This is a genomic window from Flavobacterium sp. CLA17 (genome assembly GCF_013112255.2).
Classification (GTDB): domain Bacteria; phylum Bacteroidota; class Bacteroidia; order Flavobacteriales; family Flavobacteriaceae; genus Flavobacterium; species Flavobacterium circumlabens.
In genome coordinates, this window is record NZ_CP068294.1 from 5,320,112 (window position 1) to 5,338,789 (window position 18,678).

The 18,678-nt window shown below is 36.9% G+C and carries 12 protein-coding genes; 10 read left to right on the forward strand and 2 right to left on the reverse strand.

Annotation, left to right across the window (positions count from 1 at the left end; translation table 11 throughout):
• Nucleotides 1-32: 32 nt before the first annotated feature.
• A complete protein-coding gene (locus HAV12_RS21925; protein ID WP_171571461.1) occupies nt 33-3,008 on the reverse strand; it encodes a TonB-dependent receptor in 2,976 nt (991 codons plus the stop codon).
• Nucleotides 3,009-3,243: 235 nt separating this feature from the next.
• On the opposite strand from HAV12_RS21925, the gene HAV12_RS21930 reads away from it, so the two are divergent.
• From HAV12_RS21930 to HAV12_RS21975, 10 genes are all read left to right on the forward strand, one after another.
• On the forward strand, nt 3,244-4,275 hold the full coding sequence (locus tag HAV12_RS21930) for a LacI family DNA-binding transcriptional regulator (protein ID WP_171571462.1): 1,032 nt from the start codon (nt 3,244-3,246) through the stop codon (nt 4,273-4,275).
• Nucleotides 4,276-4,455: 180 nt separating this feature from the next.
• Nucleotides 4,456-5,811, forward strand: a complete 1,356-nt coding sequence (locus tag HAV12_RS21935) for an MFS transporter (protein ID WP_171571463.1) — start codon at nt 4,456-4,458, stop codon at nt 5,809-5,811.
• Nucleotides 5,812-5,829: 18 nt separating this feature from the next.
• Nucleotides 5,830-6,483: a beta-phosphoglucomutase gene (gene pgmB / locus HAV12_RS21940; RefSeq protein ID WP_171571464.1), complete on the forward strand. Its 654-nt coding sequence runs from the start codon at nt 5,830-5,832 to the stop codon at nt 6,481-6,483.
• A 145-nt stretch (nt 6,484-6,628) separates the two neighbouring features.
• Nucleotides 6,629-8,935, forward strand: coding sequence for a glycoside hydrolase family 65 protein (locus tag HAV12_RS21945; RefSeq protein ID WP_171571465.1), 2,307 nt, complete (start codon nt 6,629-6,631; stop codon nt 8,933-8,935).
• Nucleotides 8,936-8,962: 27 nt separating this feature from the next.
• Nucleotides 8,963-11,077, forward strand: coding sequence for a glycoside hydrolase family 97 protein (locus HAV12_RS21950; protein ID WP_171571466.1), 2,115 nt, complete (start codon nt 8,963-8,965; stop codon nt 11,075-11,077).
• A 141-nt stretch (nt 11,078-11,218) separates the two neighbouring features.
• Nucleotides 11,219-13,096 carry a glycoside hydrolase family 13 protein gene (locus HAV12_RS21955; RefSeq protein ID WP_171571467.1) on the forward strand — a complete coding sequence of 626 codons (1,878 nt, stop codon included), beginning with the start codon at nt 11,219-11,221 and terminating at the stop codon, nt 13,094-13,096.
• 179 nt (nt 13,097-13,275) lie between these two features.
• Nucleotides 13,276-14,865, forward strand: a complete 1,590-nt coding sequence (locus tag HAV12_RS21960) for an alpha-amylase family glycosyl hydrolase (protein ID WP_171571468.1) — start codon at nt 13,276-13,278, stop codon at nt 14,863-14,865.
• A gap of 316 nt (nt 14,866-15,181) precedes the next feature.
• A complete protein-coding gene (locus tag HAV12_RS21965; protein WP_132032130.1) occupies nt 15,182-15,859 on the forward strand; it encodes a glycerophosphodiester phosphodiesterase family protein in 678 nt (225 codons plus the stop codon).
• 125 nt (nt 15,860-15,984) lie between these two features.
• Nucleotides 15,985-17,193 (forward strand): NAD(P)/FAD-dependent oxidoreductase, encoded by a 1,209-nt coding sequence (locus HAV12_RS21970; RefSeq protein ID WP_171571469.1) that lies wholly within the window; start codon nt 15,985-15,987, stop codon nt 17,191-17,193.
• Nucleotides 17,194-17,415: 222 nt separating this feature from the next.
• A complete protein-coding gene (locus HAV12_RS21975) occupies nt 17,416-18,162 on the forward strand; it encodes a hypothetical protein (protein ID WP_171571470.1) in 747 nt (248 codons plus the stop codon).
• 20 nt (nt 18,163-18,182) lie between these two features.
• Here the strand turns inward: HAV12_RS21975 and HAV12_RS21980 are convergent, their stop codons facing one another.
• Complete coding sequence (locus HAV12_RS21980; RefSeq protein ID WP_171571471.1) at nt 18,183-18,659, reverse strand: TspO/MBR family protein; 477 nt, start codon at nt 18,657-18,659, stop codon at nt 18,183-18,185.
• Nucleotides 18,660-18,678: the final 19 nt, after the last annotated feature.

Below are 18,678 nucleotides of genomic sequence, written 5' to 3' on the forward strand. Positions count from 1 at the left end.
TTGTTTTTAAATTTTTGATTTTCAAGCTACTATTAGAAATTGGCATTTACTCCAAACAGGAAAGTTCTCGCTCTTGGGTAAACATTATTATCAATTCCGTTGAATTTTTCAGGATCTAAACCGTCATATTTCGTTAGAATGAAAACATTCTGAACACCTGCTGTAAATCTTAAAGAAGCACTTTTTATGATTGTTTTATCAAAAGTATATCCAAGTGTAACGTTATCTAATTTGATAAAAGAAGCGTCTTTTACAAAATAATCAGACAAATAACGTGATGTTCCGTTATCTTCAAAAGTAAATCCGGTATTGTAGTAATCGGAGCTTACGTTAGATAAATCAGTTTGTCTTCTTAATCCTGCATCGGAATATCCTAAGTTAGAACTTACGTTATCAAAAATTTTGTTTCCTACACTTGCTCTCCAGTTCATTGTAAAATCAAACTTTTTGTAGTTTAAAGTAGAGAACAAACCAAAAGTATAATCCGGTGCCGTTTTACCAGCTCTGTAACGGTCACCCGCATCAATTTTGCCATCCGCGTTTCTATCCACATAAGCTCCTGCAATTGGTCTCTTATTGGCATCATATAACTGCTCGTATACAAAAAATGAATTTGGCGCATATCCTACTGAGTTAATCAGGATTTTATTTCCATTTCCACCAGCAATATTATCTCCGGTTAAATACCCCTGAAAACCCGGAACTGTAATTCCTAATTCAGAAATATTCTGGTCAATGTAAGTCGTATTGAATGCTACATTCCAGGTCAGATCATCCGTTTTAACAATATCAGAAGCAATACTAAACTCAACCCCTTTTGTTCTTACGCTACCAATATTAAAGAAACCCTGGTTTCTTAGGTTGGCACCATCAGGAACTGCAATATCTGCTAATAAATCGGTTGATTTTTTATCGAAATAGTTAATAGATCCTGTAACTCTGTCGTTGAAGAGTCCGTAATCAATACCTACGTTCATCTCAGCCAATTCTTCCCATTTGATATTTTCGTTATATCCTTCAGGTCTCGCAGTAGAATAAACAGTATTACCAAAAACATACTGAGAATTTATGGTTCCTAAAGTTACTCTTCGTAAATAATCGTACTGAGCAGAAATATCCTGCTGACCTGTTGTACCGTAACCAACTCTTAATTTTACAGTTGAAAAAGTAGCATTATCTTTTAAGAAAGCTTCCTCAGACAGGTTCCATGCAAAAGCACCCCCTGCGAAGTTACCCCATCTATTATCTTCAGAAAAACGGGAAGTTCCGTCTCTTCTGTAATTTAAAGTAAGTAAATATCTGCTGTCATACCCTAAATTCAAACGTCCGAAGAAAGATTGTAAGTTAACATCCGGATCCGTAGCAACATCCTCATTTGGATTTGGCTGTCTTGTCTCACCAGAAGAATACTTTTCTTTTTGGAACAACTGGTAGTTATAACCTGCAGTCGCATCAATTTTAATTTTTCCTAAATCTTTAGTATAATTAAAATAAGCATTTAAGTTTTTGTTTTGAAGTGCATCCGTATAGCTTGAATAGTTTCCTAAATTTACGTAAGCAGGATCACTAAACGCTTTTGGCTGATATCCTAAAGCACTTTGAGTACTTACTTCAGTAAATCCGCTACTGTCAAATCTGTCAATACCTGCTTCAACAACAGCTCTTAAATCTTCAAAGAAATGCAGTTTATAATCTAATCTTACATTACCCCATTTTCTTGTAGAAGTTGCTCTTCTGTTATCCTGGTTTAATCTTGCAACAGGGTTTCTTGCCGGCAATAATGGTAAATTTCCTGTAGGCTCTAACCATTCGAAATAACCTCCGTAACGGGAACCTGCTTCGTAAACGGACTGCGTTGGATCAAATCCGATAGCACTTCCGATAACAGCACCTTCGTCCTGAAATTGATTTTTACCAAAAGATAAATTTCCGCTAATGTCAATTTTTAAATGATTATCAAACAAAACCGGATTTAACGATATCGATGTCGTAGTTCTTTCAAAAGAAGTGTTTCTAAGGATTCCAGGATTATCAACATTTCCAACAGATAAACGCACCGGTAATTTATTGAATAAAGAACCACTTACAGAGATATTGTTGTTTGTTGTTAAGGCAGTATGGAAAATTTCATCTTGCCAGTTTGTATTGGCAGTACCCAATAACGCTTGTTGCGCCGGAGTACCTTTTGTATTTACCAGTTCACGGTATTGATCAGCACTCATTACATCCACTGTATTGGCTACTGTATTTACCCCAATCTGAGAACTGAAATTCACTTTTACAGCACCTTTTGATCCTTTTTTAGTGGTAATAACAATTACACCATTTGCAGCTCTTGATCCGTAGATGGCAGCAGCAGAAGCATCTTTAAGAACTGTAAATGATTCAATATCATTCGGGTCAATTGTAGACAAAATACTTGTAGCTCCACTTGGAACCGCGTTGCTTAAAGGAAGTCCGTCTAAAACGATTAAAGGCTCATTAGAAGCGTTTAATGAAGATCCTCCACGAATTCTAATATCCGCTTTGGCTCCAGGAGAACCTCCTCCAACAACATTTACACCTGAAATACGTCCGCTAATCAAACTTTCCGGAGTTACGTTAATTCCTTTATTAAATTCTTTAGCAGAAATTTGTGATACAGATCCTGTCGCGTCTTTTTTCTTAACAGTACCATAACCTACTTGCACCACAACTTCTTTAAGCTGATTGGTATCTTCTTCTAAGGAAACACTTAATGTTTGTTGGCCATTATACGTTACAGTTGACGTTTTATACCCAATAAACGAAACAATAATTTTGTCTCCGTTTTTTACATTAGATAACTGAAATTTACCGTCAAAATCTGTTGATGTTCCGCCCGGAGCACCTTGTACATTTACATTTACTCCCGGAATTGGTTGTCCCGTTGCCAGATCGGCAACTGTTCCTTTTAAAGTACTTTGAGCTAGTACTGTAAACGGTAACAGTAAGAATAAAAATAACAACTTTTTGTAAATTGTTTTCATACTTTTTGTTTAAATTAGTTTGAGTTTTTGATTGTTAGTTTAGTTTTTAATTTTACTTCGAATTTCAAAATTAGGAATTTATTAACATGCTCAACGACTTACAATTTTAATAGGGTTACGAAAACGTGATAGTGTTGAAAACTTTCTATTTTTTGTAATCTTTTAAGTCAAAAATTATCAATTATAAAAATATTAGATACCTTTATTAACAATTAGATTTTTTTCAAATTAGTATATGAAACGTAAAATAACCCTAAAACAGATTGCAAGGGAACTTGACGTATCGATTTCAACTGTCTCAAAATCACTACGAAACAGTCTTGAAATCGGCGAAGAAACACGCGAAAGAGTGCAGGCTTTTGCAAAGTATTACAATTACAAGCCGAACAATATCGCCCTTAGTTTAAAAAATCGAAAAACGAAAAGTATTGGTATTATCATTCCGGAAATTGTACATTATTTTTTCTCTACCGTAATCAACGGAATCGAACAGGTGGCCAATGAAAATGGCTACAGTGTTGTGATTTGTTTATCGGATGATTCTTTTGACAAGGAAGTCTTAAATATGGAAATGCTGGCCAACGGAAGTATCGATGGTTTTATCATGTCTCTTTCTAAAGAAACCCAGTATAAAGGTGATTTTCACCACATTACCGAAGTCATCAATCAGGGAATGCCGGTGGTCATGTTCGATCGTGTGACCAACGATATTTTATGCGACAAAGTAATTATAGATGATAAAGCTGCTGCCTACGAAGCCGTTCAGAGTTTAATCGATAATGGCCGAAAAAAGATCGCCCTGGTAACAACTGTTGACTATGTAAGTGTGGGGAAATTACGTACTGACGGTTACGAAAAAGCCTTACTGGACAACGGATTACCTTTTAATGAAGATTTAATTATTAAAATTGAAGATGTCGATACCTGCGAAATCACCATCAGTCAGCTTTTACACGACAGGGCATTTGATGCCGTTTTTGCTGTAAACGAGCTTTTTGCCGTTACCATTATCAAAACAGCCAGTAAAATGGGCCTTAAAGTTCCCGAAGACCTGGCCGTAATTGCTTTTACAGACGGAATTATCTCTAAATACTCGACTCCAAGTATCACGACAGTGAGCCAGAGCGGTGAAAAAATGGGAAATAAAGCGGCTAAAATGCTGATCGAAAGACTGGAAGCCGAACACGATGACGACGACGAAGAAAACGAAAATTATACTACCGAGGTCATTGAAACTCATTTAATAAAAAGAGAATCTACTGACTAAAAATCTTAAAATCAACGTTTTCTAAAGCCGTAAATAATATTTATGGCTTTTTTGTTAGGCTATTTTAAAAAATAATTAATACTTTTACGCCTGCTCAAAGCTTTTACTTTTACTTCGAAAAAATAAGTAAGTTTTGATAAGCAAAGCGCTTATCGTCTAATTAATTTTTTAATTACGATAATGGAAAAGCGTAAATTAAGTTTCTGGGAAATTTGGAACATGAGTTTCGGTTTCTTAGGAATACAAATGGGATTTGCACTTCAGAATGCAAATGCCAGCAGAATTCTTCAAATTTTTGGTGCCGACGTACATGAACTTTCATGGTTCTGGATTATTGCTCCTCTTATGGGATTAATAGTTCAGCCCGTTATTGGTCATTACAGCGATAAAACCTGGGGACGTTTCGGCAGACGAAAACCCTTTTTTCTGGTTGGTGCTATTTTAGCTTCAGTTGGATTAATTTTAATGCCACAAGCTAATATTTTCATTTCAGTTTTGCCTGCTTTATGGGTTGGAGCCGGAATGTTAATGATTATGGATGCTTCTTTCAACATTGCCATGGAGCCGTTTCGCGCTTTAGTTGGTGATAATTTAAGAACAGATCAGCGTACTGCAGGTTTTAGTATTCAAACTTCATTAATTGGTTTTGGAGCCGTAATTGGGTCAGCTTTGCCTTATGTTTTAACGAAATATTTTCATATTTCAAACAATGCCGCTCCTGGAAGCATTCCTTTAAATCTAAAATTATCTTTTATTATTGGAGCAGCCGTCTTAATAGGTTCTATTCTGGTGACACTTTTTACAACAAAAGAATATTCACCTGAAGAATTAGCCAATTTTGAAGATCCTCAAAGTGAAGTCGACGTTCCTTCTGACGAAAAATCAAAACTTACAGACATTTTTACAGACTTTGCAAAAATGCCAACAACAATGCGTCAGTTGAGTTGGGTACAATTTTTTTCCTGGTTTGGATTATTTGGAATGTGGGTTTTTACAACTCCCGCCATTGCGCATCACATTTACGGATTACCTTTAGATGACACTTCAAGTCAGCAATATCAGGACGCCGGAGACTGGGTTGGGATTTTATTTGGAGTTTATAACTTAGTTTCTGCTATTATCGCACTGTTTTTCCTGCCTTACATCGCTAAAAAAATTGGAAGAAAATCTACTCATGCACTTTCTTTAATTATTGGAGGAATTGGATTAATCTCTATTTATTTCATGCCAAATGAAGACTGGGTTGTATTACCAATGATTTTAATTGGAGTCGCATGGGCTAGTATTCTGGCCATGCCATACGCTATTCTTGCAGGATCAATTGCTCCAAAAAAGATGGGAGTTTACATGGGAATCTTCAACTTCTTTGTCGTTATTCCACAAATTGTAAATGCACTTATTGGAGGTCCAATTGTAAAATACCTTTATAATGGCGATGCAATCTACGCCTTAATTACAAGTGGGATTAGTTTTTTAATTGCCGCTCTTTTAGTCTACAAAGTAAAAGATGTAGATGATACTGTACAAAAATCATAAATAAGAATCCCCCTTATAATGAACAAAAAAGCATTCATATTCGATCTTGATGGCGTAATCGTTGATACTGCCAAATATCATTTTTTAGCCTGGCAGAAAATCGCTGAGGCCTTAAACATAAATTTTACACACGAAAATAACGAATTACTAAAAGGTGTAAGCCGTGTACGTTCGTTAGATATAATTCTTGAATTGGGAAATGTTCAGGCTTCGCAGGAAGACAAAGACAAATGGCTGATTCAGAAAAATGAAGATTATTTATCTTATTTAGTTGATATGGACGAAAGCGAGATTCTTCCCGGAGTTTTTAAAATTCTGCAACTATTGAAAGAAAAAAATCAGGGAATTGCGTTGGGCTCTGCGAGTAAAAATGCCAGACCAATCCTTGAAAAAACCGGAATCCTTTCGTATTTCGATGTTATTGTAGACGGAAATGACGTCACCAATGCCAAACCGGATCCGGAAGTTTTCTTAAAAGCGGCTCAATTATTAAACATTGAACCCGAAAATGCAATAGTGTTCGAAGATTCAGTTGCCGGAATTCAGGCAGCAAACATAGGAGAAATGGTGAGTGTAGGAATTGGTGAGGAAACAATTTTACATGAAGCTGATTATATTTTTAAAGATTTCACAGAAATCGACTCGAGCTTTATAGAGCAGTTAATTGGATAATTTAGAAAATGTGTCAATGAGATAATGATCTTATCGACAAATTCTCTAATTAGCTTATTATTTCTGTTTTATCTAATGTGAAAAAGTTATTAAAAACCAAGGCAATTATCTAATTATCAAATTGCCATATTATCTAATTTGAAAAATGAATCAAGATTATATAAAACCAGACAATTGGTCCATCATAGAAGAAGGATTTGACTCTGAAAGAGTAAAATCGTCGGAAAGCCTTTTTAGTATCGGAAACGGTGCTATGGGACAACGTGCCAATTTTGAAGAAACCTATTCCGGTGAAACTTTTCAGGGAAGTTACATTGCCGGAATTTATTATCCCGACAAAACCAAAGTGGGCTGGTGGAAAAATGGCTACCCGAAATATTTTGCAAAAGTATTAAATGCACCAAACTGGATTGGAATTGACGTTGAAATCAACGAAGAAAATCTGGATTTACACCAATGTACCGAAGTTAGAAATTTCCGCAGGGAACTGAATATGAAAGAAGGATGGTACAATCGTTCTTTTGAAGCCGTGATGAAAAACGGAACTGAAATCGCCGTAAACGTTCGTCGTTTTCTTTCTTTAGACCTGGATGAAACGGGTGTAATCAAATTTGATATTACCCCTTTAAACAAAGATGCCAAAATTGTTTACAAACCTTACGTAGATGCAGGCGTAACGAATGAAGATGCGAACTGGGAAGAAAAATTCTGGGAGCCATTAGAAGTTAAAAAAGGCACCAATGAAGCTTTTGTAACCGCGCAGACTTTTAAAACGCATTTTAAAGTGACCACCTTCATGCACAATACGATTTTTGCAAACGGAGAAAATGTAAACATTTCCCCTTCAACAATCGATTCAACAACCGACAGGGTTCAGTATACATACGGGACTATTATCGCAAAAGGCCAAACCTCCTCCATTCAGAAAATTGGTGGCTATACCGTTTCTTTAAATCATGAAAATACGTTAACCGCTGCCGAAAAAGTTATTAAAGCAGCCTTACATTTAGGATACGATACTTTATTTCAAAATCAAATTGACGCCTGGAGTAAAATTTGGGAAATGTCAGATATTACGATTGATGGCGACGTAAAAGCGCAGCAGGGAATTCGTTTTAACATCTTCCAGTTAAACCAGACCTATTTAGGAAAAGACAGTAGATTAAACATTGGACCAAAAGGTTTCACCGGAGAAAAATACGGTGGATCTACTTATTGGGACACTGAAGCGTATTGTATTCCGTTTTACATGGCGACGAAAGATCAGCAGGTTGCCCGTAATTTATTAACGTACCGTTTCAATCAATTAGACAAGGCAATTGAAAATGCCAGGGATAATTTAGGTTTCAAAAATGGCGCTGCACTTTACCCGATGGTGACCATGAATGGGGAAGAATGCCATAATGAATGGGAAATCACACACGAAGAAATCCACAGAAATGGTGCGATCGCTTTTGCTATTTTCAATTATTACCGTTACACCGGAGATTACTCGTATATCCCTGAAAAAGGCTTGGAAGTTTTAATCGGAATTGCGCGTTTCTGGCACCAGAGAGCTTCTTTTTCTAAAGACAAAAACCAATATGTAATTCTGGGCGTTACAGGTCCAAACGAATACGAAAACAACATCAACAATAATTTCTACACCAATTATATTGCAAAATGGTGTATTGATTATGCCACAGAACAAATTAAAAAAGTGGCTTCAGAATATCCTTTAGACCACAAACGCATTATAGAAAAAGTAACTCTTTCGGCTGCTGAAATTCAGGAATGGAAAAAAGTGGCTGACAATATGTATTTCCCAACCTCTAAGGAATTAGGAGTTTATTTGCAGCAAGACGGTTTCTTAGACAAGGATTTAGTTCCTGTCAAAGATCTGGATCGTTCTCAGCGTCCAATCAATCAAAAATGGTCATGGGATCGCGTTTTACGTTCGCCTTATATCAAACAAGCCGATGTACTACAATGTTTTTATTTCTTCGAAAGTCATTTCTCTAAGGAAGAATTAAAACGTAATTTTGAGTTTTACGAATCTTTTACGGTTCATGAAAGTTCGCTTTCGCCTTGCGTGCACTCGATTCAGGCTGCCGCTTTAGACAAAATGGATATGGCGTATACGTTCTATCTAAGAACTTCCCGTTTAGACTTAGACGATTACAACAAGGAAGTGGAAGAAGGCTGCCACATCACCTCTATGGCCGGAACCTGGATGAGTATCGTGGAAGGTTTTGGCGGAATGCGTGTTACAAATGACCAGCTTCATTTTTCCCCGAAAATTCCAAAAGAATGGAAAGGATATTCCTTTAAAATTAACTTTAGAAATCAAATTCTGAAAGTGGCTGTCAATCATAATGAAACGACTTTTACAGTAGATGGAGATCAGGATTTAACAATTGTAGTAAACGGAAAATCTATAGTTGCCAATAAACAACTTGTTCAAATTAATTAAATTACAATACTTTAAAAACTAAAAAACATGAAAAACTTATTTTTCGCAAGTTTACTCTTGTTTGCATTTAGCTCCATTGCAAATGCACAGCAATTAAAATCACCCGAAGGAAAGTTCGTAATGGAATTTTCGCTTCAGAATGACGGAACTCCGACTTATAATTTAAAATACAAAAATAAAGAAGTTGTAAAAACCAGTAAATTAGGTCTTGAACTTAAAGACGACAAAAAATCTTTATTGAATGATTTTGCGATTGCTGACAGTAAAACAACAACTTTCGACGAAACCTGGAAACCGGTTTGGGGAGAAGTGGACCAAATTAGAAATCATTATAATGAATTGGCCGTTACTTTAAACCAAAAAGGAACAGATCGTCAAATCGTGATTCGTTTCCGTTTGTTTGATGACGGTTTAGGATTCAGATATGAATTTCCAACGCAAAAGAACCTTACCTATTTCGTAATCAAAGAAGAAAGAACTCAATTTGCAATGGCGGGCGACCACACGGCTTTCTGGATTCCGGGAGATTACGACACCCAGGAATACGATTACACCAAATCAAAATTATCTGAGATCAGAGGTTTGTCTGAAAAAGCTTTTACCGCAAATGTTTCGCAAAAAAACTTTTCACCAACCGGAGTTCAGACTTCCCTGATGCTTAAAACAAACGATGGAATTTATATCAACCTGCACGAAGCGGCACTGATCAACTATTCCTGTATGCATTTGAATTTAGATGACAAAAACATGATCTTCGAATCCTGGTTAACGCCGGATGCAAAAGGAGACAAAGGGTATATGCAGGCACCAAGTCATTCGCCATGGAGAACGATTATGGCAAGCGATGACGCGAGAGAAATCCTATCATCCAAAATGACTTTAAACCTAAACGATCCGTCTAAAATTGACGATACTTCGTGGATTAAGCCTGTAAAATATGTTGGTGTCTGGTGGGAAATGATTACAGGAAAAAGCTCCTGGTCGTATACTAACGATTTTCCAACGGTACAATTGGGAATTTCTGATTTCTCTAAAGCAAAACCAAGCGGAACACACGGAGCAAATAATGCCAACGTAAAAAAATACATTGATTTTGCTGCTGCAAATGGTTTCGATGCTGTTTTGGTTGAAGGCTGGAACGAAGGCTGGGAAGACTGGTTTGGTCACTCCAAAGATTATGTTTTTGACTTCGTAACCCCTTATCCGGATTTTGACGTGAAAGGTTTGCACGAATATGCAAAATCGAAAGGAATCAAAATGATCATGCACCATGAAACTTCAGGTTCTGTTCGTAACTACGAACGTCACATGGACAAAGCTTACCAATTCATGAAAGACAACGGATACGATGCTGTAAAAAGCGGATACGTTGGAGATATTTTGCCTCGCGGTGAAAACCATTACGATCAATGGATTGTAAACCATTATCAATATGCAATCGAAAAAGCAGCTGATTATAAAATTATGGTGAACGCTCACGAAGCAGTTCGTCCAACGGGAATTTGCAGAACATACCCAAACTTAATTGGAAACGAAGCAGCAAGAGGAACAGAATATCAGGCTTTTGGAGGTTCTAAACCAAACCATGTTACAGTTTTACCATTTACACGTTTAATTGGCGGACCAATGGATTATACGCCGGGAATCTTCGAAATGGATATCAGTAAAATGAATCCTGACAACAAATCGCACGTGAATAGTACCATTGCCAATCAACTGGCATTATACGTTACGATGTACAGCCCATTGCAAATGGCAGCTGATACACCTGAGAATTACAACCGCTTTCCGGATGCCTTCCAGTTCATTAAAGATGTAGCAGTAGACTGGTCGGAGAGCAAATATATCGAAGCTGAACCAGGTGATTTTATCACGGTTGCCCGTAAAGCAAAAGGAACAAACAACTGGTTCGTTGGAAATGTAAACGGAGAAACTTCACGTACGTCAAACATCGATTTCAGTTTCCTTGAAAAAGGGAAAAAATACACCGCAACAATCTATGCTGATGCAAAAGATGCGCATTACAAAACAAATCCGCAAGCTTACACCATCAAAAAAATTGCTGTAACCAATAAATCAAAATTATCACAGTTATCCGTTCCTGGCGGAGGTTACGCAATTAGTGTAATCGAAACTAAGTAATTTTTTCAAAGGCAAGTAATCCTCCCCAAGATTACTTGTCTTTTTTTTAACTCTATCTTTTTGTCAGTCGAGCGGAGTCAAAATGCCGCAAAGGTTCTCGACTTCGCTCGAACTGACAATTAGAATAATTACATTAAAACTATGAATATCCAAAAAACAACACCTCAGACCAACCATTTCTTGTATACAGTATTACTGCTTATTCTAATCTTTTCTGCTTCCGCGAAAGCACAAATCCAAAAAGTAGAACCACCCTTTTGGTATGCGGGCATGAAAAATCCGGAAGTACAAATTATGTTCTACGGAAAAAATATAGCGCAATACGACGCTTCGGTTTCGAACAATGTGACGATCAAAAATGTCGAAAAAACAGAAAATCCAAACTACCTTTTTGTTACCATCGATACACAAAACAGCAAAGCTTCTGAATTGGTTTTTTCTTTTAAATTGAAAAACAAAGTCGCTTTTACACAAAAATATTCGCTTAAGGAAAGAAGAGCCAATTCGGCCGACAGAAAAAGTTACGATGCATCAGACATGATTTACCTGATCATGCCGGATCGTTTTGCTAATGGAAACCCTAAAAACGACAGTGATGCCGTCTTAACCGAAAAAGCAAACCGCGCTGAACCTGGTGGACGTCACGGAGGCGATATCGAAGGAATCATCAAAAATCTGGATTACATTTCTTCTTTGGGTGCCACAACAATCTGGAGCACTCCTTTATGTGAAGACAACGACAAACAGCATTCGTATCATACTTACGGACAATCTGACGTTTACAAAATAGATCCGCGCTACGGAAAGAATGAAGATTATGCGCGTCTATCAGCAGAAATGCATAAAAAAGACATGAAACTGGTGATGGATTATGTAACCAATCACTGGGGAATTACACATTGGATGATCAAAGATTTACCAACAAAATCGTGGATCAATCAATTCGAAAACTACACCCAAACCCATCACAGACGTGAAGTAATTACCGATATTCATGCCTCAAAATTAGATCAGGAGGTTTGTGTTGACGGATGGTTTGTTCCTTCAATGCCGGATTTGAATCTAAGAAATCCTCTCGTTGCAAAATACCTGACGCAAAACGCCATTTGGTGGATTGAATTTGCCAATCTTGACGGATTCAGAGTAGATACTTACAATTATTCTGATGCTACCGCGATGGCCAATTGGGCAAAAGCAATTACCACCGAATACCCGAATTTTAATATTGTAGGTGAAATCTGGATGCACAATCAGGCGAATTTATCATATTGGCAAAAAGACAGCAAAATTGGTGCAATCGAAAATTACAATTCCAATTTGCCAAGCGTGATGGACTTTACTTTGCAGGATCAGATTGGTTCTGCTTTTAATGACAATGAAGCGAATTGGGATAACGGCATGATTAAATTCTATAACAATTTTGCTTTAGATTATTTATATCCAAACCCGAACAGTATTATGGTTTTTGCCGAAAATCACGATACTGATCGTATCAATCATACCTACAAATACGACTTCACGAAATACAAACTGGTCATGACTTTACTGGCTACCGTTCGTGGAATTCCGCAATTGTATTACGGTTCAGAAATTGGAATGGGCGGTGATAAAGGCAAAAGCGGCGATGCAGACATTCGTCAGGATTTTCCGGGCGGATGGGCCGGCGATAAAAACAATGCTTTAACCGCGGCAGGGAGAACTGCGGAACAGGCTAAATTTTTCGATTTTACATCCAAATTATTCAGCTGGAGAAAATCAAATGAAGCTGTCCACTTCGGCAAAATGACCCATTATATTCCGGAAAACAATACGTATGTTTATTTCAGATACACTGATGCTAAAACCGTAATGGTTGTTTTCAATAACAATGCAAAAGAGCAGACAATTAAGACAAATCGTTTTAAAGAAAATATTAAAAACTTTAAATCAGGAAAAGATATTCTTACCGGAAAAACATTCGATTTAGCTACTGAAATCACTTTAGAACCTAAATCGGCTGTTGTTTTAGAATTGGAATAAAAACGTTTAACCGGAAAGTCCGCAAGGGCAATCGCAAAGTTCGCAATATTTTCTGCCACAGATTACAAGATTAACTCAGATTTTAAAAAATCATTTTAATCTTGTAATCTGTGGCATTTTTTTAAATTTTATACTTTCCTTTCTTTATCTTTAATATTTATGGCTTAAAATTAGTTTTAATGAATAACGACAATACTTCAAAAGCACCTTTCGTCTGGGAAGGGGCAAATGTTTATTTTTTACTTACCGATCGTTTTTATAACGGAAATCCTGCTAACGATTTAAATTACAACCGAACCAAAACTCCAGGGAAACTCCGTGGTTTTGAAGGTGGGGATATTATCGGAATTACGAAGAAAATCGACGAAGGTTATTTTGAGCTGTTAGGCATAAATGCCATTTGGCTTACGCCGATTGTAGAACAAATTCACGATGGCGTTGACGAAGGAACCGGGCTGAGTTATGGCTTTCACGGTTATTGGGCAAGAGACTGGACGGCTTTAGATCCAAATTTCGGAACCAAAGAAGATTTGGCCAATCTCGTTAAAAAAGCGCACGCAAAAGGCATCCGAATTGTACTGGACGGCGTTATCAATCATACAGGTCCGGTAACTCCCGAAGATCCCATTTGGCCGGAAGACTGGGTAAGAACAGGAGTGGTCTGCGATTACAAATCATTCGAAAATACCACCATGTGTACTTTGGTCGATAATCTTCCGGACGTCAGAACCGAAAGTAATCAGGAAGTAGCGCTGCCTTCTTTTTTAATCGAAAAATGGAAAAATGAAGGCCGTTATGAAAAAGAAGTTACTTCCTTAAATGAATTTTTCGAAAGAACAAAATATCCCCGAACACCAAAATATTACATTATAAAATGGCTGACCGATTATATCCTGGAATTCGGAATTGACGGTTACCGAGCCGACACCGTAAAACATACCGAAGAAATTGTCTGGGTTGATTTCAGAAAAGAATGTGACTACGCTTTTGAAATCTGGAAAAAAAATCATCCTTCAGAGGTTTTAGACCAAAATCCATTTTATACCATTGCCGAAGTCTACGGTTATGAAATCAGTGGTGGGCAGGATTATGATTTTGGAGATAGAAAAGTAAATTATTTTCAGCATGGTTTTCACTGCATGATTAATTTTGAGTTTAAGTTAGATGCCCAAAACGATTATGAATTTATCTTTTCGAAATATTCGGAGAAACTTCAAAATGAATTAAAAGGGTATAGTGTATTAAATTATGTATCCTCTCACGATGACCCCACTCCTTTTGATGCGCATCGAAACAGAACGTTCGAATCCGGAACCAAATTATTGCTTTCGCCCGGAATGTCTCAGGTGTACTATGGTGATGAATCAGGTCGCTCACTGGTTATTGAAGGTACAGAAGGCGATGCTACTTTACGATCTTTCATGAACTGGGATGATATTCAAAATAATTCCGAGACACAAAAAATACTCTGGCATTGGCAAAAACTGGGTCAATTCCGTAGAAATCATCCGGCAGTGGGCGCAGGAATACACCACCTGATTTCGGCAAAACCCTATATTTTCTCGAGAAGTTATACGAATGGAAATTATACAGATGAAGTTGTAATTGGGTTAGATTTAGGAATTGGCTTAAAAGAACTTCCTGTCGACTCCATTTTTAAAGACGGTACCCCACTAAAAGATGCTTTTTCCGGAAAAGAAACAACAGTTCAAAACGGAAAAGCATTCATTGATTCTGAATTCGGACTTGTTTTATTGGAGCCTGCTTAGTTGCCAAAACGATTTCTTAAAATCTAGTGCTGGAATTTTTCGCTCGCAGATTTTGCAGATAAGGCGCATTTAAAAAATAAATGCATGTTTGATTCTAAATAAATCTGCTTGATCTGCAAAATCTGCGTGAACCAAAAAACATTTTAATTTTTTTATTCCGATAACTCTCGGAAAAGATTTTTTCAGCCACAGATTAAAGGATTAAAAAGGATTTCGAAATCTGTGTAAATCTGTGTACTCAGTGGCTAACTTTTTTATACAATCCTTGCGTGCTTTGAGCAAAACTTTGCGACCTTTGCGGTTAAACTTTTTAGACATGCTGAAAATAGCACATCGAGGTGCCAAAGCTTACGAACCTGAGAACACTTTAAAAGCCTTTCAGAAAGCATTAAATTTAAATGCTGACGGAATAGAACTCGACGTTCACTTAAGCTCCGACGGACATATCATCGTTATTCACGACGAAACCATCGACAAAATGACTAACGGAAAAGGGTTTGTAAATACGCTGTCTTTGCCCGAATTGAAATCGTTTTTAATTGACGGTCAGTACGAAATTCCGACTTTAAAAGAAGTTTTTGATTTGGTAAATAAAAAATGCCTGATCAATATCGAACTGAAAAATGCAGCTGCTTTAACGAAACTTGTTGCTTTAATCGATGAATATGTTTCCGAAAAAAACTGGAAGTATGAGCATTTTATCGTCTCAAGTTTTGACTGGAATGCTTTGCAGGAAGTACACAACTTAGATTCAAAAATTCCGATTGGTGTTTTAGCGGAAACCAATCTTGATTTGGCTTTGGCTTTCGCTGAGTTTATAAAAGCACGCGCCATTCATCCGTATTACCATTTACTGAATCCGGAAAATGTTCGCGAAATGCAGAAAAAAGGATTTCTCGTTTTACCGTGGACCGTTAATATTGAAGAAGACATTCAAAAAATAAAAAGTTATAACGTTGACGGAATCATAACTGATTTTCCGGACAAAATATAAAGTTAAAAATTTAGCCATTGCCGATAAATATTGGGATAAAAGATTATAATGATTTCAAAATCTGTGTAGTCTGTGGCATATAAAAATTAGTGCTAATTCGTGCAATTCGTGGCAAAAAATAAAATATGATCAAAAATTTCGACATAATCATCGTTGGCGGAGGCGCTGCAGGTTTTTTTACTGCCATTAATATTGCAGAGAAAAATCCGAAACTTAAAATTGCTATTTTAGAAAGAGGCAAAGAAGTACTTTCTAAAGTTCGTGTTTCCGGCGGCGGAAGATGCAACGTAACACACGCTTGTTTTGAACCGAATGAATTGGTTAAGTTTTATCCGCGTGGCGAAAAAGAACTTCGCGGTCCTTTTCATCAGTTTTGCTCCGGTGATACGATTGAATGGTTCGAAAAACACGGTGTTGAATTAAAAATCGAAGACGATGGCCGAATGTTTCCGGTTTCCAATTCTTCGCAAACCATCATTGATTGTTTTCTGGAAGCCACCGGAAAACTAGGCATTAAAGTCCTGACCGGACAAAGCGTACAATCGATTTTTAAAGCTGAAAATCACTGGAAAATTGACACCCAGGATGAAAATTATGTAACTGAAAAATTAGTGCTGGCCACAGGAAGCAACCCTAAAATATGGGAAATGCTACAGACGCAGGGCCACGCAATTGTAAGCCCGGTTCCTTCCCTTTTTACTTTCAACATCAAAGATCCCCGCATTAAAGAATTACCGGGCGTTGCGGCACAAGTTACCGTAAACGTAAAAGACACCAAATTGGAATCAACCGGACCTTTGTTAATTACGCATTGGGGAATGAGCGGTCCGGCAATTTTGAAACTTTCTGCCTGGGGCGCACGAATTTTATACGACAAAAATTACCAGTTTACCATTTTCGTCAACTGGCTGAATGACGTTGATACCGAAGATGCAGAAAAAATCCTGAAAGACTTAAAACAGGAACACGCCAAAAAAGCAGTTTCGAAAAAATCCCCTTTCGACTTTCCGAATCGTTTATGGGAAAGTTTAGTGCTCGCTTCCGAAATTGAAGCAGAAACAAAATGGGCAGATCTGTCTAGAATTCAATTGCAGAATTTAGCTTCCCAATTAACAAAAGCAAAATTTCAGGTCAACGGAAAAAGCACCTTCAAGGAAGAATTTGTAACTGCCGGCGGTATAGATTTAAAGGAAATCAACTTTAAAACCATGGAAAGCAAATTACATCAAAACCTTTATTTCGCCGGAGAAATAGTCAATATTGATGCAATTACAGGTGGATTTAATTTCCAGAATGCCTGGACAAGCGGATTTATTTTGGCTAACAATATATAGAAGGCTTTTTTTTAATTAAGACCGAATCGTACGGAGGGAAAAGTAGCGGTTTTTAGTCGCAGTCGCAGTCCCAGTTTTCAGTCGCAATCTGAGCAACTGTAAACTGGGACTGAGACTGAGACTGTACACTACACCAAAAACCGAATTAACAAGACTTTACGTCTTTGCTAAGTTTTCATTAAGACAATTCTAATAATTTTACTTTCAACTAAATACCACTAAATGAAAGTAAAATTACTTACTACAATTTCCTTTTTCACGTATCAGCTCTCTATTTCTCAAACCGAAAAATTGGTTCACGGAAAAGTTATTTCCAATAATAATCCGCTTAATAAAGTAGAGGTTATAAACAAAACAGCCAAAACAAGTACGAGAACAAATGATTTAGGAGAGTTTTCGATTCTTGTACGGGCTAAAGACAGTTTACTCTTTTTTTCAAAAGACTATTTTTTCAAAAGATTGAAACTTACTCAGGAAGAGATTGATCAGAATAATATTCTCGTTAATATGATTATAAAACCTGAGGAACTGGATGAAGTAGTCGTTACAGCGATAAAATTTGATAAAATAAAGATCTCCCAACACGACATAGATACCATAAAATTTACCAAAGATGTCGGTTCGCTGCAAAAATATACCGGCGTATATAACGGAACTATTACAAACGGTATGGACTTTACCAGAATAGGAACAGGGCTTTTAAATTTATTTAAAAACGATAAAGAAGAGCTCAAAAAGAAAACTTCGCAAACTGATTTCAAAAAACTTATAGCAGCGTCGATTCCTTCAGATTTTTTTACCCGAGATTTAAAATTAAAACCCGAAGAAAAAGAGTTATTTATCGAATTTTGTGACGCTGACCCAAGATCTAAAACTATTTTAGAACACAATAACGTATTAACTACAATGGATTTCCTTTATGCTAAAAATGAAATGTTCAAAAAACTGAAAACCGAGACTAAAAACTGAGACTGAGACTTAAAAAAAAATCACCTGTTCAGCCACCAGATACTCGCATTCAGAATTGCAGCAAAACTTACCCAGGCCATATACGGAATCAGCAGATATCCCGCCGTTTTATTGATTTTGAGGAACTTTAAATACGTTTCGTAAATCATAAGCCATAAAATTGCAATTTCGATTAAAGCCAGCATTGGGTTTTTTAATCCGAAGAAAAGATACGACCAGAGGGCATTCAATATTAACTGAACCACAAAGAAGCCTAATGCTTTTTTAACTTCTGTATTCTGTTCTTTTATTTTATCCCAAACCAATCCTGCAGCAACCGCCATAAAGACATAAAGCAACGTCCAAACCGGCATAAAAATCCAATTGGGCGGATTAAAAACTGGCTTTATAATTGTTGGATACCAGGTTTCAACACTCGGTCTTGTAACCATACTTGCCGAATATCCTACCATCAGACAAACTACCAGAGCAATTGCGATTTTGGCTATTTTGTTCATTTTATTTAATTTTTAGTCA